Source organism: Glaesserella australis (assembly GCF_003260095.1).
GTDB lineage: Bacteria > Pseudomonadota > Gammaproteobacteria > Enterobacterales > Pasteurellaceae > Glaesserella > Glaesserella australis.
In genome coordinates this window covers 198,493-221,995 of record NZ_PTPX01000014.1, presented here as the reverse complement: position 1 = coordinate 221,995, position 23,503 = coordinate 198,493, and the positions used below count along the sequence as shown (strand labels likewise).

Sequence of the window (23,503 nt, the reverse complement as noted above, 5' to 3'; positions counted from 1 at the left end):
ATATGAATTTACTCCTACTTACTTTTGGTGAACGCTTAGAAAATCATTATCAAGCGGTATTTTCCATTTTATCTTTTGCAAAAGATAAATTAATAAATCGAATTATCGTCGTTACAGATCGCTCTGAATTTTATTCATTCTTAAATGAAAAAGTTGAAATCATTAATATAGATAAATCAACATTATTACAATGGCAAGAACCTTATCAATTTTTCTGGAAAGTAAAAATAAAAGCGCTTGAGCTTGTTCAGAGTAAATACCCAGATGATCATCTGCTTTATGTTGATTCAGACACATTCCTTGCTAAAGACTTAACTGAAATAAATGATAAATTAGATAAAGGGCATGCTTTTATGCATATTCTAGAAAATAAGATATCGTTTAATAGTAGTAATACATTTAAAAAGATGTTTAAATCTTTAAATGGAAAATCTTTCTCTAATATTACAATTAATGAAAATTCGGAAATGTGGAATGCTGGCGTTATTGCATTATCAGCACAAAATGCTAAAGAGATTATTAAATTAGCTTTAGCCACATGTGATGAAATGTGTGCAACAGACTGTCCACGCCGTTTGATTGAACAATTTGCATTTTCCATTTCTCTAAAACATTTAGCTCAATTAAATTCGTGCGAAACGATCATTGGGCATTATTGGGGAAATAAAGAAGAATGGAATCGTCTCATTGCAGATTTCTTTGTCAACGCGCACCTGAAACATTTATCTGTAGACCAACAAATTTCAATCTTGTCTGAATATAATTGGAATCAGTTACCGCTTGAAAAGAAAAAACGAAATTCAGCGGAAAAATTGAAGAAATTAATAAACCAAATATTTCCAATAAAAACTATTCGCTATTTTGAATCATAATGGACTTTCAATCTCTCAAACTATTTTTAGATATTGCTCATACTCGTAGTTTTATTCGCACTGCAGAAAAAAACCATATGAGTGCATCAACTCTTTCTCGCCATATTCAACGTATGGAGTATGAAATTGGGCAGCCACTCTTTTTGAGAGATAATCGACAAGTCATTTTAACTGATGCAGGAGAACGTTTTTTACATTTTGCTAATCAGACTTGGGCTGATTGGCAACAAATTCATCGTAGTTTTTCTCTTGTACAAACAGAACTCGAGGGTGAACTGAAATTATTTTGTTCTGTTACTGCATCCTATAGCCACTTACCGCAAATTTTAGAAAAATTTAGAAAAAAGTACCCCAAAATTGAGATCAAACTCAGCACTGGAGATCCAGCTAAAGCATTACATAGCATACAATCGCTACAATCAGATATTTCCTTAGCAGGTAAACCAGAGAATTTACCTAATAACATTGTATTTCATTATATTGATGATATTCAGTTATCGCTCATTGCCCCTCGTATTGCCTGCCCTGCAACACAACTGTTACAACAGTCTCCAATCGACTGGCAAAATATGCCTTTCATTCTGCCTGTTGATGGACCTGCTCGCAAGCGGATAGAAAGTTGGTTTAAATTACAAAAAATTAAAGAACCTAAAATTTATGCAACCGTGGAAGGTCATGAAGCAATTGTACCTATGGTTGCACTTGGCTGTGGTGTCGCCATGATTCCCGATGTTGTAGTACAACAAAGCCCTGTTGCAAACCAAATATCTCGAATTCAGCTTGCTACACCTATCCAAGCATTTGAGCTTGGTATTTGTGTACAACAGCGCCGTTTACAAGAACCCGTTATTCGCGCATTTTGGGAACTTTTATCTGATCTAAATTAAACATTCAAAAAGAAATTCTGCTAAAATAGCCCGATTTTTTTAGACAATCGGAGACCAAAATGAAAATTGTTGAAGTTAAACACCCGCTTATTAAGCATAAAATTGGTTTAATGAGAGCGGCTGATGTCAGTACCAAAGATTTCCGTGCCTTAGCAACTGAAGTTGGTAGCTTGCTCACCTATGAAGCAACATCAGATTTAGAAACAGAGTTAGTAACTATTGATGGTTGGAATGGCCCGGTAGAAATTGAACGAATCAAAGGAAAGAAAGTTACTGTAGTACCAATTCTTCGAGCTGGATTAGGCATGATGGATGGTGTTCTTGAACATATCCCAAGTGCTCGTATCAGTGTTGTGGGAATTTACCGTAATGAAGAAACTCTCGAACCGGTTCCTTACTTTAAAAAATTAGCCAACGATGTGGGCGAGCGTTTAGCTATTGTTGTAGATCCTATGCTAGCCACTGGCGGTTCAATGATCGCAACGCTCGATCTTCTAAAATCTGCCGGCTGTAAACAGATCAAAGTGTTGGTTTTAGTTGCAGCACCAGAAGGCATCAAAGCATTAGAAGCTGCACACCCTGATATTGAACTTTATACGGCAGCTATTGATAGCCACCTAAATGAAAATGGCTATATTATTCCAGGTCTCGGTGATGCGGGCGACAAAATTTTTGGTACAAAATAACCGATAAAATAACAAAAAACCTAAGGTGACATAGTCTACCTTAGGTTTTTTTATTACCAACTTCCTCCAGCACCACCGCCGCCAGTGCTTCCGCCACCGAAGCCACCACTGCTACCGCCACCGCCGAAACCGCCACCAAATCCACCGCTTCGACGACCACCACCAAAACCTCCGCCGAATCCGCCATTTAAACCGCCACTACGGCGAATAGCATCAACATCTCTTAATATGCGTCCCGCATTACTTGGGCTAACATAGGTGTTTCCACCACGAGATAAAATATTAAAGAGAAAGAAAATAGCGACTGCCGCAATAATAAAAATCTCAAAATCAGCAAACTCTTCTCCACTTTCTTCTGCTACAGGCGCTGGCGCATATTCTCCTTGCGTTGCCGCAATAATAGATGAGAGCCCTTTTGCTATGCCCTGTGCATATAAGTTCTGTTTGAAGTATGGTGTAATATCGTTACGGATAATAGAAGAGGCAATCGCATCAGGCAGTGCGCCTTCTAAGCCTCTCCCTGTTGCAATAAAGAGCTTACGATCATCTTTTGCCACTAAAAGCAACACGCCGTTATTCTCTTTTTGACGACCAATACCCCACTTGTTAAATAAGTTATGGGTATAACTCGCAATCTCTTCACCATTCGTTGTCGAAACAATCACGACTGCAATTTGTGAACTCGTTTTTGTACCGTACTCTACCAATGCATTTTCTAATGTTTGTTTGTCCTGCGAACTTAATGTTTGGGTATAGTCTGATACATAACGAAACGGCTTTGGCACATCAGGATAGTTCGCCCAACTCGTTAAGCTAAATAGTGCCAATAAGCTAAACCAAAAGAGTGTTAATCTTCTCATTTTATAATCACCTCATTAGCTAACTCATTGCTATCATTAGGCTCAAGTGGAAAATGTACTGCAAGCTGTTTTTCAACTTGTGCAATCCCATCACAAATCGCTTGAGTAAACTCGCCCTTTTGACAAGATACTTTCATTGCGCCGTAAACCGTTTGCCAAAATTCATCGCCAACCTTTTGGTGAATACCTTCATCACCGATCACCGCTACATAATGCGGTTTAAATGAAAGATAAATCAGCACACCATTACGCTGTGCAGTTTCTCGCATTTTCAGTTCATCAAATAAGGCATTGGCACGTGCTAAAGCTGATGTACATTTTTTAGCTTTGCGTTCAACAACAACCCGTAATTCTGCGGACGTTTGTTGTTCTAAATGCGAAATTGCCTCTTCGATTTTGGCTGTATCGAGAGGCAATTTGCGTTGGAATAAAGAGAAAAATTTCATTGATTTAATGTTACTCCATTTGAATAGGGCGGACACATCGGTCCGCCCCTACAATGATAGAAATAATCAAGATTAGTTAAAATTCACCACTGGTGCTTTTTCTGCACCCGCTTCGGCTTTAAATTGTGGTTTTGCTTTGAAACCAAAAATCCAAGCGGCTAATTTTGTTGGGAATTGGCGAACTTGTTTATTGTACTCTTTCACTGCACCGTTAAAGTTGTTACGCTCAACATTAATGCGGTTTTCTGTGCCTTCAATTTGAGCTTGTAGGTTTAAGAAACCTTCGTGCGCTTTCAATTCAGGGTATTTTTCTACACTCACCAATAAACGAGATAACGCTGAATTTAAACCTTGTTGTGCTTGTTGGAACTGAGCCATTTGCTCTTCCGTTGCATTAGCAGGATCAATTTTAGTCTGAGTTGCTTTTGCACGGGCTTCAATCACATTGGTTAAAGTTTCTTTCTCAAAATTTGCTTGACCTTTTACCGTATTGACTAAATTCGGAATTAAATCTGCACGGCGTTGGTATGCTGATTCTACATTTGCCCAAACAGAATTGATATCTTCTTCTGCTTTCACTAATTCATTATAGCTATTTTTTAATGTGATACCGCCAACCACAGCAACAACCGCTAACACAATAATCACAAGCCACTTTTTCATACATAATCCTCAATATAAAAAAACTAAATACTGTTATTCCAAAAAACGATAAGGTTAATTGGAGCTGTGCAGAATATAGCAAAAACTAGACTTTTTCACTCTCTTTTTCACTACTTTTACTAAAAATGCGCTCTTTCAGCACGCCAATTAGCTCTTGTCTGACAGCAGAAATTTTTGGACGTTCATTTGCTTGGAAAGTAACAGGACGACAAAATTCCATCGCTTTAATCCCCAAGCGAGCGGTCAGTAAGCCTACTCCAATCCCTTGTGCTGCACGGACGGACAAACGAGCAGTCAGATTTTGTGAGAAAAAATCCAAACCGACATCACTGGCAATTTCCGTTGCCCCTGCAAAAACCATATTTGTCATCACCATGCGGAACAGTTTCAAACGGCTGATATAGCCCAATTCCATACCATAGGCTTTAGTGATTTGATTGACCAACGCAATGTTTCGCCACGCCACCATTAAAATATCTACCAATGCCAGTGGGCTAACTGCCACAATCACCGCATTTTCTACGGCATTTTTGCTAATCAATTTTTTCACTTGATTATCTATCGGTACTAGCACATTTTCACTGAACAGATACAGCACTTCTTTACTGTTATAGGCTTCATCAAGCTGTGATTGCCAACGTTGTGCTGACTGCTGAACCCTCGGTGTTTGAGTAAGATTTTTCAGTACCGATTGACAAAATTCTGTCGCTTTTTGACCGCTTGTTTCAGTGGTTTCAAGCAGTAATTGCTGGCTCACTTGCTGATTGTAATGATGTTTGCGTAACCAACGTAATTTCCGCCACTCATTAACCACAGCTCCAACGCCTGCCAAACTCACACCGAAAAAAGCGACCGCAAAGGCAAAATAAATCCATTGGTTTGCTTGCCAAGTGTCAATCAACCACTGGATTGATTGAGCAATAGTCGCCACACCAAACAACGCCAATGCCGTTAAAAACAGCCGTAACCAAAAGCGAGAAGGTTTGAATGTTTCTTCGATAATTAATTCTGCTTGTACTTCTTTTGGCTCATCATCAAGACGAATTTCTGCGTCATTAAACTCTTGTTTTGGCTGATGTTGTTCTGTTTTCTCAACAGTTTCTTCACTAAAAATGCGTTTTTCCATTTTAAACCTGATAAATTTACCTGAAATGGTTGATACTACTATTAATAGATGTACGCTGACACTCGTTTGTGACCACAAGTGTTTGAAACCTATAACACTATGATTTTAATCTGATTTTCCGTTTGCTCGCCCTGCTTGCGGGGGGAGCTGCCGAAGGCTGAGAGGGGGAGATCAGCCATATAAGTGCAAGATCGTGTTGCAACTTCGTTGCAATCCCCCCTTCCGCCTTCGGCACCTTCCCCCGTAAACGGGGGAAGGAAATGATTTAAAATCAATTAATTATATGTTTCGAACAGTTGTGGTTAAAAACGTGCGCCATCAAAATATGTAATTATTTATCCAACACCGCCTGCGTAATATGGCGTTTCAGTCCTTCATAACCATGCTCGGTTTTAAGGATATCAAACAGTTGCACGGCTTCTGGGTACTCTTTATCCAAATAGCGTAGCCACTGTTTAATGCGAGCGACGTGGTAAAAACCTGTGTCGAGTTCGTTTTCCATATGTACATATTGGAACAGCAGTTGCAACACATCATTCCACGCCATTTTCGGCTGATTATATTTCACTACTTTGCTTAAATTTGGCACATTTAACGCCCCACGCCCGATCATTAGGGCATCACAAGCGGTCACTTCTATACATTTTTTTGCAGAATGGTGATCCCAAATTTCGCCATTCGCAATCACAGGGATCGGCAAGCGCTTACGGATCTCGCCAATCGCTTGCCAGTTGATCCGCTCGGCTCGATAGCCGTCCGTTTTGGTTCTGCCGTGAACGGTAATTTCTGTCGCACCGCCCTGCACCACCGCATCGGCAATCTCAAAGGCTTGCTCGCTACTGTCCCAACCTAAGCGAACTTTCACAGAAATGGGCAAGTGGTTCGGTACCGCTTCTCGCATTGCTTTGGTTGCTCGGTAAATTAAGTCGGGCTGTTTGAGTAGAGACGCTCCACCGTTACTGCCATTGACGGTTTTGGACGGGCAACCACAATTCAGATCGACACCGTGCGAACCTAGCTCAACGGCTAATAGGGCATTTTCCGCCAGCCATTCAGGGTGCTGCCCTAATAGCTGTACTCTCACAGGTGTACCAGACGGGGTAAAGCCGTTGTTGTGCAGTTCAGGGCAAAGGCGGTAAAAGGTTTTTTTCGGTAATTTTTGATCGACTACTCGCACAAATTCGGAAATACAGAGATCGTACTCGTTCACTGCCGTTAATAATTGGCGAACAAAAGGATCTAACACGCCTTGCATTGGTGCAAGTATGACTTTTGGTAATTTTTCCACGAAATCTGACCGCTTGTTAGTAGGTATTGTGTCGCAAACGCAAATCAGGGCGTGCAACAAGGTAGATGACCAACGCTGTGATTGCCCCTAAGGTATCGGCAAGCATATCTTTTTGAGCGTCCCAAATATCGCCTTGCGATCCTAAAAACTCAATACCTGCATTGCCGCCTTCGATCACCGCATATTGCCATTCGATAATTTCATAGGCTGCCGCCACTGACATAATGAAAAAGAGTGAGAAGAAAAATGCCACGCCTAAGCCACATTTACGTTTACGCAGCAACCATTCAGTCATTGGGAAGCTGTAAAAACCGATAATATAGTGGGCAACTCGGTCGAAATGGTTGCGATCTTCGCCTAAAAAGGTGAGATATTGATTTGCCCAATCAAATGGCACATTAGCAAAGGTATATTTTGCCCCGATCAAGTGCATAATCAGCCAAAGAGACATCAAAAAATAGGCTAAACCGCTAAATTGAAAACGGGGATAGGTGAACAAAAGCAAGCCAAACACAGCAAAAATTGGCATCACTTCTGCATACCAAACGGCACGGTCGGTAGGGTTAAGTCCAGACCATACGGCAATCACAGTAATCACTATCGCTAGAAAAAGCGGTATGATATGAGAACGAGTTTGCATTATTTCCAACCTTTTGATTTACAAATCAGATCATAAGCCGCTTGAATTTGCTGTGCTTTCTCTTTCGCAACTTCCATCATTTCAGGCGGCAAGCCTTTGGCAACCAATTTATCAGGGTGATGTTCATTCATAAGTTTACGGTATGCACGTTTAACGGCTGTTTGATCATCATTTTCTGACACACCCAATACGCTATAGGCATCTTTTAGGCTCGGACCGCTTGAGCGTTGATAACCACTGTAGCCGCCTTGATATTGCCCTTGTTGGCTTGAACCTTGTTGTTCATATTGATAATAGCCCGAACGGAAACGTTGAGCCGCTGCCACCATTGCAATCATCTGCTCAAATTGCAAACGAGACATACCAAGCGTTTCGGCAATAGTAAAGAGAATTTGCTGTTCGTTACCGTCTAAATTGCCGTCTTGCAAAGCCGCTTGCATCTGCACTTCCACAAAGAAACGCAATAAATCACGGCGTTGTCCGCAAGCTTCACGAAACTCTTGCATGACTTGACGTAGTGGGAAATTGGCTTCTTTGCCTAAGGTAAAGGCTTTTTGTGCCAGCTGTTGATTATTGGCATCTAATTTCATATTCGCCATTAGCTGACGAGCCAGTTGAATGTCGTTTTCTGTCACTCGTCCTTTGGCTTTGGAAATATGCCCTAATACAGCAAAGGTAGTTTGCATAAAAAGCGATTGGCGAGTGAGTGCTTTGCCAAAAATGGAAGAAGATACGCTGCCTAATTCATACAGTTTTTTATCGCCCCAATGTCCAATTAACAAGCCCAACAAGCCACCAAAAAATCCGCCAAAGAATTTGTAGCCTAAAATGAAACCTAAAATTTTCCCAATAAATTGCATTGATTGCCCTTATTCTGTTATCTACTGTTTATCAAATTGGTGGCTATTTTAGCGGAAAATCCTTAAAAAATAATTAAGAAATTAAAAAAATAAAGCCCCGAAAATCGGGGCTTTATGTATTAGCATTTTAGACAACTAAAAATTAGTACTCTAATACTGCGCGACGGTTTTTAGAATAATCAGCTTCTGTGTGACCTAATACTGCTGGTTTTTCTTCACCGTAAGAAACTGTTGCTACATTGTTAGCACCTTTAGCTGCTAAATAGCTTTGTACTGCATCTGCACGACGTTGACCTAACGCGATGTTGTACTCTGGAGTACCACGTTCGTCAGCATGACCTGCAACAGTTACTTTACCTTGTGATGCTACTAAGTATTGAGCGTGAGCATCTAAAAGTTGTTGGTATTCGCCTTCAACTGTATAACGGTCAAAACCGAAGTACACAGTGTTGTAACGAGTTTGTAAATCTTGAACAGATAAACCACCGAAGGTTTGACCTGCATTTGCATTAGCGTTTGCACTTGCGTTGTCGTTTGAGCTGCTGCAAGCTGCTAAAACGAAAGCTGGTGCCGCGATCATTAAAACTTTAGCTAGTTTTTTCATTTTTTTCTCCAAAAAGAATTATTGTTTCGTCAAATAAGGTGACCAAGCAGGGAATTTATATTGTCCACCTGCTCCCGGCAAATTAGCTTTAAAACGGCCATCTGCGGACACCAATTGTAGCACTTTGCTCACGCCTTTGGTAGAGCTATAAATAACCATGGTACCATTTGGTGAAATACTTGGACTTTCATCTAAAAACGTTGAACTTATTGTCTCTGTGCCACCCGAAACAAGATCACGTTTTACAATTCGATCACCTGAAACCATGATTAAATTCTTGCCATCTGCCGAAATTTTGCCGCTACCACTGCCACCAATTAGGCTAGCTCCACCGCCAGATGAACTCATTTGATAAACTTGTGGTTGCCCACCACGGTCTGACGTAAACAGGATATAGCCGCCATCTGGAGACCAGCTTGGTTCGGTATTATTTCCTGCGTTACTGGTTAACTGTTTTGGTGAGCCACCGCCCACACCTGTTACATAAATATTTAATAAACCATCTTGGTTAGAAGCAAATGCCACTCTTGAACCATCTGGTGAGAATGATGGAGCACCATTATGACCTTTTAATGCTCCGACAACTTTACGACTACCAGAGCGAATATCATGAACAACAACTTGAGATTTTTTATTCTCAAAAGTTACATAAGCCAATTTTGAACCATCTGGTGACCATTCTGGAGACATTAATGGTTCTTTACTTTTTACCACAGTAAATGCGTTAAAACCATCATAATCTGAAACACGTAATTCATAAGATGATACACCACGCTGTACTACATAAGCAATTTTTGTTCTAAAAGCACCACGAATTTGCGTTAATTTTTCAAATACTTGGTCACTTACTGTATGTGCACCTAAACGAATTTGGGCTGCAGAAACATTAAAAGCACCTTGAGCGATTACATTACCAGCACTACCTGATGTGCCTAAAGTATCAATAAGTTGATAAGCCACATTATAACCACTGCCAGCAGGGGATACTTGACCTACAATAATATTATCAATACCAATATTCGTCCATTGTTCAGAATTAACTTCTGTAGCAGAACCTGGTTGAGCAGGTAAACTCGCTCTATCTAATGGCGTAAATTTACCGCTGTTACGTAAATCATCAGCTACAATCTGAGCAACATCTGCTGGTACACCACCCGTTGCTTTAAATGGAACAACCGCTATAGGTTGTGCCATACTTACGCCTTGATCAATGGCAATTCTTACATCTGATTCTGCTTTTGCAGTTACAGAAAAAAGTAAACTAATTGTACCAATTACACTCGTTAAACGAGATACTAATTTCATTTTAACCCTCTCGGTTGATTATTTAACTTTTAAACTAAAATCTAGTGTTGGAGATTTATATTGTTGATATACCGCATCTGAAGGAGCTGGTGGTACTTTACGAGTTGCAACAATTGCACTCACAGCAGCATCACACACTTCTTTATCACCAGAAACAACCTGATAGTTTCGAATAGTACCATCACGTTCTAAGAAAATCTTCACATCACACTGTTTACCTGCAAAACTTGGGTCCACACGATATTTAGATTGAATTAATTTCTTAATTCGTTGTCCATAAGCACTACCGTCAACATTTGCCCCTTGTCCTAAGCCTGATGTTCCACCGCTTCCTTGAGAGCCAGTACTATTTTTATTCCCACCTTTACTAGCATTTCCACCAATGTCTCCCCCATTTAAGAAATCATCTAGGGCTTTGTTATTTTTAGCTTGCTGTGCTTTCGCTTCCTTCGCAGCTTTTTCCTTAGCCTCTTTCTCTGCCTTGGCTTTAGCCTCCTTCGCTGCTTTCTCCTTAGCTTCTTTATCTGCCTTAGCTTTGGCTTCCTTCTCAGCTTTCTCTTTTGCTTCCTTCTCAGCCTTCGCTTTCGCTTCCTTCGCAGCTTTTTCCTTAGCTTCCTTTTCTGCTTTTTGTTTTTCAGCTTTTTCTGCTTGAGCTTTAGCGAGTTCCTGCTCTTTTAACTTCTGTTGCTCTAGCCTTTTTTGCTCTTCTTTAAGCTTTTTCTCTTCTTCCGCTTGTTTTGCTAAGGCTTCTAAACGTTTTGCTTCAGCATCTGCCTTCAATTTAGCCGCTTCAGCTAACTTACGTTGCGTCGCTTCTTCTTGCTGTTTCTTCAGTTGCTCTTGTTTAATTTGCTCCTGTTTCGCCAGCTCTTGTCTACGTTGCTCTTCTTTTAGACGCTTTTCTTCCTGCTGCTTTTGTTGAGCTATCTGAATTGCTTTTTCTTTAGCCTGCTGCTCTGCAATTTCAATAGGTGTAGGTTCTTGCTCTTTAGTTTCTTCCTTAATTTCTTCTTTAGGTTCAACCTTTACCGCTTTACTACCCTGCTTTTCTGCTTTTAATCGTCCATATTCTGCAGCAACCTGCCCTGTATCAACCATAACTGCATCTAAAGATTCGCTATCTCCACCACTACCTCCAGCTGATGGTAGAGTAGTTTTAGTAAATAATGATCCCAAGATTAGAAGTCCCATCAGCAGTAAATGCAATAAAACTGAGACAATTACAGCAAGTTCTAGCCTATCATTTTGAGATTTCACGTATCATCCTCGCTAGTATTACTTACCTTCAGTCATTAAACCTACTGATTTGATGCCTGCATCTTTCAATAATGAAATTCCTTTCATTACTTCTTCATAAGGAACATCTTTTCCACCAGCAACTAAAAACAATGTATTATTATCTTTCTGGAAGGCTTCTCCAGCGTAGGCAATAACATCTTGTTCAGTTAAATGTTCTTGTTGGTTCTCTTGAATATAATTTCCATCAATTTTTAGCTTATATTCTGCCACTCCTGAAATTTCTAAAATGACAGGTGTTTTATCTTCATTAGAAACTGACTGACTATGACGATCTTCTGGTAATTCCACTTCAACACTTTGGCTAATAATTGGAGCTGTAGCCATAAAAATCAGTAGTAATACAAGTAATACGTCCAAAAAAGGAACGATATTAATTTCAGATTTAATGTCATTACGTTTACGACGACGGTAAGACATGGTTTCCTCTTATCTATACAATTTATAAAGGATCTTACAAGCGGTAAGATCCTGCTGAAAATTTACAAATTATTTTTTCGCAAATGCTTGGCGATGTAAAATCGTAGTGAACTCATCAATGAAATTCACATAATTTTGTTCTAATTTGCCCACTCTTAAATTCAAACGGTTATAAGCCATAACTGCAGGGATTGCAGCAAATAAACCAATAGCTGTTGCAATTAACGCTTCTGCGATACCCGGCGCAACAGATTGTAATGTTGCTTGTTTTACTGCACTTAATCCCATGAATGAGTGCATAATTCCCCATACAGTACCGAATAGACCAATATACGGACTAATAGAACCTACTGTTCCTAAGAATGGAATGTAATTTTCTAACCCTTCAACTTCACGATTTAAAGCAAGATTCATCGCACGACTAGAACCTTGGATGATAGATTCTGGTGAGTCTGGATTTGCTTGCTGTAAACGATTAAACTCTTTAAATCCAACATAGAAAATTTGCTCCGAGCCACTTAAACCATCTCGACGATTCTCTAAACCTTCATGTAAACGATGTAAGTCTTCACCAGACCAAAAACGATCTTCAAAGGCTAAAGAGTCTTTTTTTGCTCTCGTTAATACACTACTACGCTGAATAATAACGGCCCAAGATAACACAGAGAATGCAATTAAAATCAGGATAACTAACTTAACTACTATACTTGCTTCCATAAATAATGAAACTAAATTAAATTCAGTTGCCATTGAATAACTCCAAAATAAAAATATTAAATTGCGATTTGTTGAAAAGCCTGTTTGATATCTGCAGGAATGGCAATAGGCTTCATTTTTTTTAGATCAACAGATGCGACCGTAACCGATGCTTCAGTTAAGCACTCTTTATTTCGCCATAGCTGTTGATGAAAGACTATTTTAGCGCCTTTTAGTTCAGATATTGTTGTTTCTACATTCAATAAATCATCTAAATGAGCAGGGATCTTATAGTCAATATCTATCTTTTTAACAACAAAAGCTAGCGACTCGGCTAACAATTCTTGCTGAGAAAACCCCAATTGACGTAGAAATTCTGTTCTTGCTCTTTCAAAGAAATGTAAATAGCGAGCATGGTATACTACTCCACCCGCATCCGTATCTTCGTAATACACCCGAATAGGAAAGTCCACAATAATTGTTCCCAATCTTTTTCAAAAAAGAAAAAACGCCCAAAAACTAGGCGTAAATTGCCTGCCATTTTAGAGAGAGTAAAATCGTTGTGCAAGTACTTTTCAATGAAAATATGTAATAAGTGAATATAAAAAAGAATAAGAGCTTACTTCTTGTAAGCTCTGATGAGAAATTCAAAAAATAGTTAAAATAACTAAGGATGGAATAATAATCGCATAACCTAATAATGGTAAAAAAATGATCTGCCACAAACTAGCATTAAGCTCAAAACCAAATCCATGAACAAATAAAATCAGCATCCCGTAAAAAACAAGTAATACTAAAAAAGGGATCTCTCCGCCAAAATATAGAGCGAAGGTATTTGCATTAAGCAAAATCATTGCCACCATAGCTATGGACAAGATAAAAGAAAGGGCTTTTAGCCAGCCCTTTCTTGTGAGTTGATAGAGTGAATTAATCATCTCATTACTCGTCAAATTTACCTGTTTTTTCAATGCTTACAGTGATTACTGTTGCAAACAAGATAGCAAGTAAAACACCAAGTACCCAAGTTACATAAAACATAATGGCTCTCCTTAGTATAGGCTTGCACTTTTCTCTTCAATATATTTAGCGTCAAGACGACCAAACATTTTGAAGTAAGTCCAAACTGTATAGCTCAATACAAGCGGAACAAAGATACATGCAACAATAAACATGACTGTTAAAGTATTATGGCTTGCTGTTGCATCCCACATTGTCAAACTCATTTCTGGGTGAGTGATTGATGGCATAACAAATGGGAACATTGCCACACCAGCAGTCAAAATCACGCCTGCTTGCATAATTGATGAAGATAAGAACGCAAGTCCACCATTATTCGCCTTAGAGCTAACAACAGTACCTAATGCACCGATCACCGCTAATGCTGGAATGATGAAAAGCACTGGCATTTCAAAGTAGTTTTTGAACCACGCACCTGTTTCTAACACAACAGTTTTGTTCACTAAAGTGGATTGACCGTTGTGATCTAATGCACTGGTAATGACAAAGCCTTCTTTGAAGTAAACCCACACACCTGCAAGTAAGAATGCACCTAGAGCAACTAAAGCGGTCACTTGAGCCACATTTCTTACACGGTTACGCAATTCGCCTGTGGTTTTCATTTGTAACCACGTTGCACCTTGTGTTGTCAGCATCATTAAGCTCACCACACCGCAAAGTAAGGCGAATGGATTTAACAAGCTTAATAATTTCCAAAGGGTTGAGCCTTCGTAAGTAACCTGATTTAACTCGTTGAAGTGGAAAGGTACGCCTTGTAATAAGTTACCGAATGCCACACCGAAAATCAGTGATGGCACGAAACCACCCACAAATAAACCCCAGTCCCACGCATTACGCCATTTTTGATCGTCAATTTTCGCACGGTATTCAAAGCCAACTGGACGGAAAAATAACGCCGCTAGCACTAAAACCATCGCTAAATAGAAACCAGAGAAAGACGCAGCGTAAACCGTTGGCCACGCAGCAAAGATCGCACCACCTGCAGTTAATAACCAAACTTGGTTACCATCCCAGTGCGGAGCAATCGAGTTAATCATGACTCGGCGTTCAACGTTGCTTTTACCTACAACTGGTAATAGGGTTAAAACCCCCATATCAAAACCATCGGTAATCGCAAAACCGATTAATAAAACACCGATTAAAATCCACCAAATAAAGCGTAGAACTTCATAATCTAACATATTTTACTCCTACTTATTTCGCAGATTGTTCAAAGTGATAACGACCTGTTTTTAATGCACTTGGGCCAAGACGACCATATTTGAACATTAAATACATTTCTACTACCAAGAAAATGGTATATAAACCGCAGAGTAAGCCGATAGAGATCCAAAGATCTGCCACTGTTAATGCAGAGTTAGCTACTCCTGTTGGCAATACTTCATATACTGCCCAAGGCTGACGACCGTATTCTGCTAAGAACCAACCGCTTTCAATTGCAATCCATGGAAGTGGAATACCCCATAATAATGCTTTAAGTAAAATCGGTTTTGATCCAACAGTACCACGAACGTTTTGTACAAAGGCTGAAATGATGAGAAGTAGCATTAAACCACCAGCTGCCATCATAATACGGAATGACCAGAAAGTAGGACCTACATTCGGGATAGTATCTGCTGCAGCTTTTGCAATTTGTTCTTCCGTTGCATCAACGACTTTGTCTGTATATGGTTTTAACAATAAACCAAAGCCAAGATCTTTTTGTACCGCTTTGAATGCTTCTTTATCTTCCGCAGTATAGTTGCCTGAACGAAGTTTTTCTAATAAGCCGTAAGCCACCATACCATTACGAACACGTTGAACATTCTCTTCACGAAGATCTTTTAAGCCTTTGATTTCCTTGTCAAAAGAACGTGTTGCGATGATACCTGCTGCATAAGGCACAGCAATCGCTAGCTCATTTTTCATTTCAGCGGTATTTGGAATCACAAAGGCATTCCACGCAGCTGGTGCAGGGTGAGTTTCAAATTCCCCTTCCATTGCCGCTAATTTTACTGGTTGAGCTTTACCGATTTCATAGCCTGATTCATCTCCCATAATTAATACAGAGATGATCGCTACTAAACCGAAGCTTGCCCCTACGGAGAATGAACGACGAGCAAAGCCTAAATCACGACCTTTTAAGATATAGTAAGCACTAATACCTAAAACAAAGATAGCCCCACAAGTATAACCTGCGCTTACAGTATGTAAGAATTTTGATTGTGTTACTGGATTAAGTACAAGTTCAGAGAAACTTACCATTTCCATTCGCATAGTTTCAAAATTAAATTCAGAAGCGACAGGGTTTTGCATCCAACCATTCGCAACCAAGATCCATAATGCAGAGAAGTTAGAACCAAATGCGACTGCAAAAGTAGTTAATAAATGTTTACCTTTTGATAAACGATCCCAACCGAAGAAGAAAAGACCAATAAAGGTTGATTCTAAGAAGAACGCCATCAAGCCTTCAATAGCTAATGGAGCCCCGAAGATATCACCTACATAATGAGAATAATATGACCAGTTAGTACCGAATTGGAATTCCATTGTAATCCCTGTCGTTACCCCTAGAGCAAAGTTAATACCAAATAACTTACCCCAGAACTTGGTCATATCCTTATACACTTCTTTACCTGTTGTTACATAAAGCGTTTCCATCACCACAAGGACAAAAGAAAGACCTAATGTAAGAGGTACAAACAAGAAGTGATAGAGAGCAGTTAATGCAAACTGCAAACGTGAGAGTTCAACAACGTCTAACATCTCAAACCTCTTTGTATATACAAGTCTGAATTATTGATTACAAGAATGCCAAGTAATCCCCCAATCAACATTGTTTTTGCATAGTTATTAATTCCAAGACTAATAAATAGCAATAATGTCAAGGAACTATTTTACTCGTAAATAGACAAATAAAAAATAGCAAAATTATTACATTGATCACATTTTAGAGCTAAACATTTAAAAAATATAAACTTGATCTAAATATCTACTTGATATAAATCAAGTTATTCTAGCGTAAAATTCCCTATATCCAAGACTATCAATATAGCATCTTATAAAAAATCAAGCATATTTAACAAACTATTTACAATTTAAGATCCCTGTCGATCTAAATAAATCGTGACGAATCCTTTTTAATTATGTTAATATGTGTAATCTTTTATCAAACAGTTTAACTAACCATTAGGAAAACGATGAAAATATCTCTTTTACGTTCAATAATTATTGCAATGGCTCCTTTACTCGTTGCAATAAATGGTTCAGCAACTGAATTGAAAACATCTTCTCTTTCAATTGCTAAGGCTCAATCTAGCGGTAAATTACCACAGCAGTGCCAACAGATGTTTAAAGAAATTGATAGATTAGTTGCTGATGCGGAAAAACAACCCGGCACACATACACAAATGCAGAAGATGAAAAATAAGTTATCATCTTCAAAACAGCAAATCTTAAAAATGGATATTGCTCTACAAGAAAAAAGCTGTGACAAAGGTCTTGTAGCCTTAAGTCATTTAAAGCAAAGTAATATCAATAACTAAAATGAAGAAGCTGAATCCCGTTTTGGAATTCAGCTTTTTTCTTATAAAAAATCCTACTTTGCAGTAGGATTTTAATGTTCTATTTATTGATTTCTTCTGGTAGTGCTAAAACAGGCTCTGTTTGCACCGCTTGTACATCAACATTCACTTCCTTCAGATTTTCTGCTTTTAAGCGATTAACTAGCTCAAAATCATTTGTTTGCTCTGCCACATAAAGTGCCATAATACGATCTTTATTTACACACTCTTTATGATCTAGCAACTGAACAAAATATGGCTTAGCTAAATTAAAGCGTCCTTCTCTCACATAAATATAGCCAAGCACTCTTGCATAATCATCTTTATAATTTTCTGGTGCCTTATCACTACGTTTCATTAAGAGTTTTAACAATTTACTCGCTTCATCCACTTGTAAACGAGTTAATTCTGGGTAAAGAAGATCAAGTTGCTCATCTTGGAATTTCTTCACCGTTTCAAGCGCTAATGCTTCTGCAGATACATGATCATCCGTATCAATCAAACGTTTAATCAAACCAACGCGAACATAAACAGAACGACGGCGACGACTTGGTTGATTATCCCACCATTTTAATAAGCCTTCTTGACCATCTTCATTCATAATTTCATCAAGCAGACCGTCATCCACTTCACGTTCAAGTGATTCATATTCACTGACAGAAAGGAAACTACGTTGACCAATTTGTTCAAGTATGTCATCTAACGCATTATAAGCTTTTGACTTACGATAAATCTCAATTGCTAGACGTAACGCTTCCGTATTATTCGGAGCCAAAATCAATAAACTATCTACGGCACTGCGTGCTGCTGGTAATTTACCTTGCTGTAAAAGAATACGTGTACGAGCTAATTCAACCGCAACACTATTTGGACCAGCTACTTTTGCCGCTTCAATCAAATGTTTATTCGCACTTAGCTCATCACCACGCTGTTGAGCCGCTTCTGCTGCTTTAATAAAGTTAAGCACTGGCTCGTCTGAATGTTTCGCATTTTTCGCAATCAATTTTTCAGCTTTAGAATAATCCCCTTCTGTCATTTTCATTAAGCCTTCTAATGTTTGTTGCTGTGCTTGCTTACGTTTACGATTTCCAAACCACTGATATGCTCCGCGGCTTAATCCAAAGAAACGACGTAAAATCCATTCCAAACCATACACAACGGCCATGGCAACGGCAAAGAAAATCACTAACATCACAAGGCTCATTTCAATTACTTTACCCGCGGTTTCAATGCGAACATAGCCCTGATGCCCTGAAATATAAGGTGCCAATACTAATCCTGCTAAAACCAGTAGCATTAAAAAGAGAACTCGAAACATAATCTATCTCCTTATGGTTGCTCTGTAGTAGATTTTGGTTCAGACGCAGCAGGTTCCTGTGTCGACTGCTCTACTGGAGAAGCTTCAGGCTTAACGCTAAGCTGTTCTAATGATTTATCTTCATCAATTTGAATTTTACCAATAGGTTGTGGCGCTTTATTCAATAATTGATCTAACAAACCTAAACTTTGTAAACGACTTGGCGCATCAATATAGATAGATTGCTCAATTAAATCATCAACTTCTTTTAAGAATGCTTTTACTTGGTCATTTTGTACATCAAAATAACTTCTTACCCATGAACTGACAGCTTCAAGAGATTGCTTATACAATTCATTTTGTTGGCGAGTAATCGTCAAAATCGCAATTTGTAAACGAAGACGAATATTCTCACGCAAATAAATTTCTTGATTTGGTGCAATAAAGGCTTTTTCATTCGCAACAGCTTTATCGCTGATACGGATAAAGTGATTTAAGAATGAATCTGCACTTTTCTCAATATTTTTCTGCCAATCTTCAATAGAACCACTCACTTCGCCACTATCTGTATCATTTGTTTCATCTTCTGGTGGAAGAATTGGCATATCATCTACTTGATTTGCAAGTTGTGCTAAACGTTGCATTAAGTTATTTTGATCGACTTTATTCACGCTTGCTAACTGATTGAGATCATTTTTAATCGCATCACGAACAGAAAGCACACGGGTATCGGAAACCTGACTTAATACATTATCTGCTTCAATTAATAGACTACGAGCAGTATCAATATCATTATCTAAAACAACTTTACGTAGCGCATTATTTAGCAAGAAATCGGCATCTGAAAGCAACCACTCTGACTGATCTGTTTTTGGACCAGCCCCTAATTTTTGAATTTGATCTTTTAATACGTTGATTTGCTGTGTATAACTCGCTTGTTCACGTTCTAATTGTTCAACACGAGATAAGGATTTTTGATAATTAGAAACTAACTCTGCAATTTGAGCTCTCTCATTATCGAAATTTGGTACTTCAACAGAGGCTACAGAGCTATTCGATTTTTGGGCTAATGTTTGAATTTGTGCTTCAACTTGTGAGAACTTATTACTAGCAAAAAAGTGACCTGCTGCTCCAATACCTACAGCGACCAATAAAGCAAGTAACGCAATACCTTTACCGCCAGATTTTGTTTTTTCTACCATTTTAGGATCTTTCTCTGCTAATAATTTCTCATCAGATACAGCATCTGATATCTCTGTTTCAGCGATTTTCTCTTTCTCTATTTCAATATCCTGTCCAAGATCTGAAACAGAACTCACCGCTTGTTCATCATTATCGACTGTAGATTCAACTGTTTCTACTTTGTTTTCGATAACGGGGTCATTTGCGTGTTGTTTTTTAGTCTGTTTTGACATAAATCCCACCTGTTTTTTAAGTTAAATTCAATGATTGATTAACAATTTCAATAAGCTTTGATTATCTGCTTTATCTGAAATCTGAATAGCTTTTGGCTGCCAACCTAATTTTATTGCTAACTTTGCAATACGTTGCCCAACAACCACTAAACGACATTCAAATAACCAATTTCGTTCACTCTCTGCAGTTTGTTCAAAAAGCGTTAGTAAACTTTCACCACTAGTAACGACAATGACATCAACACCAATACGCTTTGATAAACTTATTTGCTCAGATAAATCTGGCTCAATAATACGCTGATAGCATTCTAAAATTTGAACTTGAGCGCCTCTTAAACTTGCTTGTTCAGGGAAGAGTTCCCGACCTGAATCTGCTCGTAGAATAAGTATGCTCTTACCAATCAAGTCTTGCATTTCAGGCAATGCAAGTAAACCTTCACTATTTTCCGATTCTATCGGATAAATCACATTCTGTTCTATCTGTGAACTAAAATATTGCGCCGTTCCTTGTCCTACCGCAAAATAATTTAAATCATTACGCCAATGAAAGCCTGTTTCCTTAAGAGTATCCCTTGCAAAATCCACTGCATTTTTAGATACTGCAAACACGTAATCGCCACGATTTAACCGAGCCACTGCTGAGGGTAATTGCGGTAATTCTCTGCCTGGTATAACAGAAAACAAAGGTTGATGCAGCGCAAAAATATTTTGTTCTGCTAATAGTTCAACCAATTGGGCACCACGCTGATCGGGGCGAGTTACTAATACATTCATCTTATTCGCTTTGATAAACTGCTTTCAGAATCTCATCTGCGCCATTAGCAAGTAAACTTTCAGCGACTTCAATCCCTAAAACTTCGGCATTTTTCACGTTGCCCTTTGCTGATGCTCGAATAATTTGTGAGCCATCTAAGGCACCGACTAATGCATTTAATTCAATTTCATCGCCATCTAGCACAGCATAACCACCAATTGGAACTTGGCAGCCACCTTGTAAACGCGTATTCATTGCACGCTCTGCCATCACACAACAAGCGGTCGGTTCATGGTTTAACTCTGCAAGATAAGATAATACTCGTTCATCATTAATACGAGTTTCAATACCTACAGCGCCTTGTCCACAAGCAGGCAAAGAGTCTTCGACAGAAATAAAACTGCGGATTCGCTCTGACAACCCTAAACGAATCAAGCCCGCTGAAGCCAAAATAATCGCATCGTATTCATCATTATCTAATTTGCTTAAACGTGTTCCAACATTGCCACGTAAAGATTTGATCTGTAAATGTGGGTATTTAGCCATTAATTGACATTGACGACGTAAGCTAGAGGTTCCAACAACAGCACCTTCTGGTAACTCCGCAAGGGTTTGATATTTATTTGAAACGAAAGCATCTCTCGGATCTTCGCGTTCACAAATCACCGCTAATCCTAAGCCTTCAGGAAATTCCATCGGAACATCTTTCATTGAATGAACCGCAATGTCCGCTCGATTTTCCAATAATGCTAATTCTAATTCTTTAACAAAAAGACCTTTACCACCGATTTTAGCAAGCGGTGTGTCTAAGATGATATCGCCCTTCGTTACCATGGTAACTAATTCGACAGATAATTGTGGGAAACGCTGTTCCAATGCGTCTTTAACAAAATTGGCTTGCCAAAGAGCCAATGGGCTTTGGCGCGTTGCAATGCGTAGAATTTCTTTCATTTTTTATACTTTTATCTACCATGAAAATGATGTATATCCTATCACTTTTTATAGCATCTGCCAAAATATTACGTAGATTTATCATTGATTTTTCCATTAATTCCCATTGACTCCCAACTAAAAATTGTTAGAATTTGCGCCCTTCTTAATATGAAGAAGATAGTTCGGATGAAGATAGCTGGAGAGTAGGGAATTAACTCTACACCGACGAGGTAAAATCTTTCAGGTGCGACAGCGAGGACAGCTATTGGACGAACCCTTGGAGAGAGTCAATCTGTATATTCACACAGAAAATGACCGCCGAAGGCGCAAACAGCAATGTGAAACGCTCAGGCAAAAGGACAGGGGAGAAAAGTACAGGGATACAAGCGGTAACATTTTGCAAATTTTTTGCAAAATCTGACCGATTGTCTTGGTGACTTTTCTTTCCTTGTAAGAAGTTTTTACGAGGAATTAATCATGTCAATCGACACCATTCTAAACAATATTAACAGCATCGTTTGGGGACCGCCCCTACTCATTCTTATTTCAGGTGTAGGTATTTATTTCACTTTGAAATTAAAGCTCATTCAATTTTTCAGTCTCCCCCGCGCATTTTCCTATATGTTTAAGCGAGAAAAAGGCGAACAGCAATCAGGCGATATTTCCGCTTTTGCTGCTCTATCCACTGCTCTTGCAGCAACTATTGGTACTGGGAATATCGTTGGCGTTGCAACAGCAATCCAAGCTGGTGGACCTGGCGCAGTCTTTTGGATGTGGATCATTGCCCTTTTTGGTATGGCAACCAAATACGCTGAATGCTTACTTGCCTTAAAATTTCGTACTAAAGATAAAGATGGTTTTATCGCCGGTGGACCAATGTATTACATTGAATTGGGAATGGGACAAAAATGGAAATGGCTTGCTAAATTATTCGCTATTTTCGGTGTTATGGTAGCTTTATTTGGTATCGGTACATTCCCACAAATAAATGGTATTACTACCGCTTTAGAAGATACATTTAGTTTACCAATTACGCTTACTTCTATAGTTCTAACATTAATGGTGGCGGCCATTACGCTCGGTGGAGTAAAACGTATTTCTAAAATTTCGATGGTGATCGTGCCATTTATGGCAATCAGCTATGTTACGGCATCTGTTCTCATTTTAGTTATCAATGTAGACAAAATTCCTGAAACGATTAGTTTGATTATTCATGCAGCTTTTAACCCTCAAGCAGCGCTTGGTGGTATTGTCGGCTTCACTGTAATGCAAGCCATTCAAGCGGGTGTGGCTCGTGGTATTTTCTCAAATGAATCAGGTTTAGGTTCAGCACCTATTGCTGCCGCAGCCGCACATACAAAAGAGCCTGTACGCCAAGGCTTAATCTCCATGACAGGTACCTTTTTAGACACGATCATCGTCTGTACAATGACGGGCTTAGTCATTGTATTAACAGGCGTTTGGAGTGGTTCTACCGAAGGGGCAAAATTAACTAACTTAGCTTTCTCAGAAGGATTGGGTAGTTCTATTGGCGCAGTTATTGTGACAGTAAGTTTAGTTTTCTTTGCCTTCACGACTATTTTGGGCTGGTGCTATTATGGCGAACGTTGCTTTGTTTATTTAACAGGTGGCAGAACGAAATGGATTAAATTCTATCGTCTTGCTTTTATTGCACTGATTGCTGTTGCACCATTTATTAAATTAAGTACGATTTGGACTATCGCTGACATTGTGAACGGCTTAATGGCATTCCCTAACTTAGTCGCATTAGTTGCTTTACGTCATGTCGTTATTGAAGAAACAAGAAGTTATTTTGAGAGATTAAAGAAAGGGTTAGTTGAATAACTTTATTCTTAAGAGAAGCAAGCGGTCGGATTTGCAAAATATTTTACCTAT

26 protein-coding genes and 1 riboswitch are annotated in these 23,503 nt (G+C 39.0%); of the genes, 5 read left to right on the top strand and 21 right to left on the bottom strand.

What is annotated here, in order from left to right; genetic code table 11:
* Window positions 1-2: 2 nt before the first annotated feature.
* The 3 genes from C5N92_RS07920 to upp are packed head-to-tail and all read left to right on the top strand — an operon-like array spanning window position 3 to window position 2,445.
* Window positions 3-872, top strand: a complete 870-nt coding sequence (locus C5N92_RS07920) for a hypothetical protein (RefSeq protein ID WP_111750305.1) — start codon at window positions 3-5, stop codon at window positions 870-872.
* Complete coding sequence (gene ilvY, locus C5N92_RS07915; RefSeq protein ID WP_111750304.1) at window positions 872-1,759, top strand: HTH-type transcriptional activator IlvY; 888 nt, start codon at window positions 872-874, stop codon at window positions 1,757-1,759. The genes C5N92_RS07920 and ilvY overlap by 1 nt, the downstream gene beginning before the upstream one ends.
* A gap of 59 nt (window positions 1,760-1,818) precedes the next feature.
* Complete coding sequence (upp, locus tag C5N92_RS07910) at window positions 1,819-2,445, top strand: uracil phosphoribosyltransferase (protein ID WP_111750303.1); 627 nt, start codon at window positions 1,819-1,821, stop codon at window positions 2,443-2,445.
* 53 nt (window positions 2,446-2,498) lie between these two features.
* Here upp and C5N92_RS07905 read toward each other — a convergent pair whose 3' ends face one another.
* The 17 genes from C5N92_RS07905 to C5N92_RS07825 form a co-directional block, all read right to left on the bottom strand.
* Window positions 2,499-3,305 carry a TPM domain-containing protein gene (locus C5N92_RS07905; RefSeq protein WP_111750302.1) on the bottom strand — a complete coding sequence of 269 codons (807 nt, stop codon included), beginning with the start codon at window positions 3,303-3,305 and terminating at the stop codon, window positions 2,499-2,501.
* Complete coding sequence (locus tag C5N92_RS07900) at window positions 3,302-3,751, bottom strand: TPM domain-containing protein (RefSeq protein WP_111750301.1); 450 nt, start codon at window positions 3,749-3,751, stop codon at window positions 3,302-3,304. The genes C5N92_RS07905 and C5N92_RS07900 overlap by 4 nt, the downstream gene beginning before the upstream one ends.
* Before the next feature lie 72 nt (window positions 3,752-3,823).
* Complete coding sequence (locus tag C5N92_RS07895) at window positions 3,824-4,414, bottom strand: LemA family protein (protein ID WP_111750300.1); 591 nt, start codon at window positions 4,412-4,414, stop codon at window positions 3,824-3,826.
* Between the two features lie 85 nt (window positions 4,415-4,499).
* The gene (locus tag C5N92_RS07890; RefSeq protein ID WP_111750299.1) at window positions 4,500-5,540 is read right to left on the bottom strand and encodes a YcjF family protein; all 1,041 of its coding nucleotides are present in this window, start codon (window positions 5,538-5,540) and stop codon (window positions 4,500-4,502) included.
* A gap of 331 nt (window positions 5,541-5,871) precedes the next feature.
* A complete protein-coding gene (gene dusC / locus C5N92_RS07885) occupies window positions 5,872-6,828 on the bottom strand; it encodes a tRNA dihydrouridine(16) synthase DusC (RefSeq protein ID WP_111750298.1) in 957 nt (318 codons plus the stop codon).
* Window positions 6,829-6,844: 16 nt separating this feature from the next.
* Complete coding sequence (locus C5N92_RS07880) at window positions 6,845-7,468, bottom strand: DUF2238 domain-containing protein (RefSeq protein WP_111750297.1); 624 nt, start codon at window positions 7,466-7,468, stop codon at window positions 6,845-6,847.
* Window positions 7,468-8,328: a co-chaperone DjlA gene (gene djlA, locus C5N92_RS07875; protein ID WP_111750296.1), complete on the bottom strand. Its 861-nt coding sequence runs from the start codon at window positions 8,326-8,328 to the stop codon at window positions 7,468-7,470. Before djlA ends, C5N92_RS07880 begins: the two co-directional genes overlap by 1 nt.
* Window positions 8,329-8,470: 142 nt before the next feature.
* A complete protein-coding gene (gene pal, locus C5N92_RS07870) occupies window positions 8,471-8,932 on the bottom strand; it encodes a peptidoglycan-associated lipoprotein Pal (protein WP_111750295.1) in 462 nt (153 codons plus the stop codon).
* An 18-nt stretch (window positions 8,933-8,950) separates the two neighbouring features.
* Window positions 8,951-10,237, bottom strand: a complete 1,287-nt coding sequence (gene tolB, locus C5N92_RS07865) for a Tol-Pal system beta propeller repeat protein TolB (protein WP_111750294.1) — start codon at window positions 10,235-10,237, stop codon at window positions 8,951-8,953.
* 18 nt (window positions 10,238-10,255) lie between these two features.
* Window positions 10,256-11,494, bottom strand: coding sequence for a cell envelope integrity protein TolA (tolA, locus tag C5N92_RS07860; protein ID WP_111750293.1), 1,239 nt, complete (start codon window positions 11,492-11,494; stop codon window positions 10,256-10,258).
* Between the two features lie 18 nt (window positions 11,495-11,512).
* Window positions 11,513-11,953 (bottom strand): colicin uptake protein TolR, encoded by a 441-nt coding sequence (tolR, locus tag C5N92_RS07855; RefSeq protein ID WP_111750292.1) that lies wholly within the window; start codon window positions 11,951-11,953, stop codon window positions 11,513-11,515.
* A 69-nt stretch (window positions 11,954-12,022) separates the two neighbouring features.
* Window positions 12,023-12,703 carry a protein TolQ gene (gene tolQ / locus C5N92_RS07850; RefSeq protein WP_111750291.1) on the bottom strand — a complete coding sequence of 227 codons (681 nt, stop codon included), beginning with the start codon at window positions 12,701-12,703 and terminating at the stop codon, window positions 12,023-12,025.
* Between the two features lie 23 nt (window positions 12,704-12,726).
* On the bottom strand, window positions 12,727-13,122 hold the full coding sequence (gene ybgC, locus C5N92_RS07845; RefSeq protein ID WP_111750290.1) for a tol-pal system-associated acyl-CoA thioesterase: 396 nt from the start codon (window positions 13,120-13,122) through the stop codon (window positions 12,727-12,729).
* Window positions 13,123-13,296: 174 nt separating this feature from the next.
* On the bottom strand, window positions 13,297-13,584 hold the full coding sequence (locus tag C5N92_RS07840; RefSeq protein WP_111750289.1) for a cyd operon YbgE family protein: 288 nt from the start codon (window positions 13,582-13,584) through the stop codon (window positions 13,297-13,299).
* Window positions 13,585-13,588: 4 nt separating this feature from the next.
* A complete protein-coding gene (locus C5N92_RS07835) occupies window positions 13,589-13,687 on the bottom strand; it encodes a CydX/CbdX family cytochrome bd oxidase small subunit (RefSeq protein ID WP_005619000.1) in 99 nt (32 codons plus the stop codon).
* A gap of 11 nt (window positions 13,688-13,698) precedes the next feature.
* Window positions 13,699-14,847, bottom strand: a complete 1,149-nt coding sequence (gene cydB, locus C5N92_RS07830) for a cytochrome d ubiquinol oxidase subunit II (protein ID WP_111750288.1) — start codon at window positions 14,845-14,847, stop codon at window positions 13,699-13,701.
* 13 nt (window positions 14,848-14,860) lie between these two features.
* Window positions 14,861-16,411: a cytochrome ubiquinol oxidase subunit I gene (locus C5N92_RS07825; RefSeq protein WP_111750287.1), complete on the bottom strand. Its 1,551-nt coding sequence runs from the start codon at window positions 16,409-16,411 to the stop codon at window positions 14,861-14,863.
* A 470-nt stretch (window positions 16,412-16,881) separates the two neighbouring features.
* Between C5N92_RS07825 and C5N92_RS07820 the strand changes: the two genes are divergently transcribed.
* Window positions 16,882-17,190: a DUF5339 domain-containing protein gene (locus C5N92_RS07820; protein WP_238138453.1), complete on the top strand. Its 309-nt coding sequence runs from the start codon at window positions 16,882-16,884 to the stop codon at window positions 17,188-17,190.
* Window positions 17,191-17,269: 79 nt separating this feature from the next.
* Here C5N92_RS07820 and C5N92_RS07815 read toward each other — a convergent pair whose 3' ends face one another.
* Genes C5N92_RS07815 through hemC form a run of 4 tightly spaced genes read right to left on the bottom strand, consistent with a single transcriptional unit; the run spans window position 17,270 to window position 21,625 of the window.
* The gene (locus tag C5N92_RS07815; protein ID WP_111750285.1) at window positions 17,270-18,526 is read right to left on the bottom strand and encodes a heme biosynthesis protein HemY; all 1,257 of its coding nucleotides are present in this window, start codon (window positions 18,524-18,526) and stop codon (window positions 17,270-17,272) included.
* An 11-nt stretch (window positions 18,527-18,537) separates the two neighbouring features.
* Window positions 18,538-19,920, bottom strand: coding sequence for a uroporphyrinogen-III C-methyltransferase (locus C5N92_RS07810; protein WP_111750284.1), 1,383 nt, complete (start codon window positions 19,918-19,920; stop codon window positions 18,538-18,540).
* 27 nt (window positions 19,921-19,947) lie between these two features.
* Window positions 19,948-20,694: a uroporphyrinogen-III synthase gene (locus C5N92_RS07805; RefSeq protein WP_111750283.1), complete on the bottom strand. Its 747-nt coding sequence runs from the start codon at window positions 20,692-20,694 to the stop codon at window positions 19,948-19,950.
* A gap of 1 nt (window position 20,695) precedes the next feature.
* Window positions 20,696-21,625: a hydroxymethylbilane synthase gene (hemC, locus tag C5N92_RS07800; RefSeq protein ID WP_111750282.1), complete on the bottom strand. Its 930-nt coding sequence runs from the start codon at window positions 21,623-21,625 to the stop codon at window positions 20,696-20,698.
* 249 nt (window positions 21,626-21,874) lie between these two features.
* Window positions 21,875-21,980: riboswitch (glycine riboswitch) on the top strand.
* A gap of 104 nt (window positions 21,981-22,084) precedes the next feature.
* On the opposite strand from hemC, the gene C5N92_RS07795 reads away from it, so the two are divergent.
* Entirely contained in the window at window positions 22,085-23,452 is a 1,368-nt protein-coding gene (locus C5N92_RS07795; protein WP_111750281.1) for an alanine/glycine:cation symporter family protein, read from the top strand.
* Window positions 23,453-23,503 lie beyond the last annotated feature (51 nt).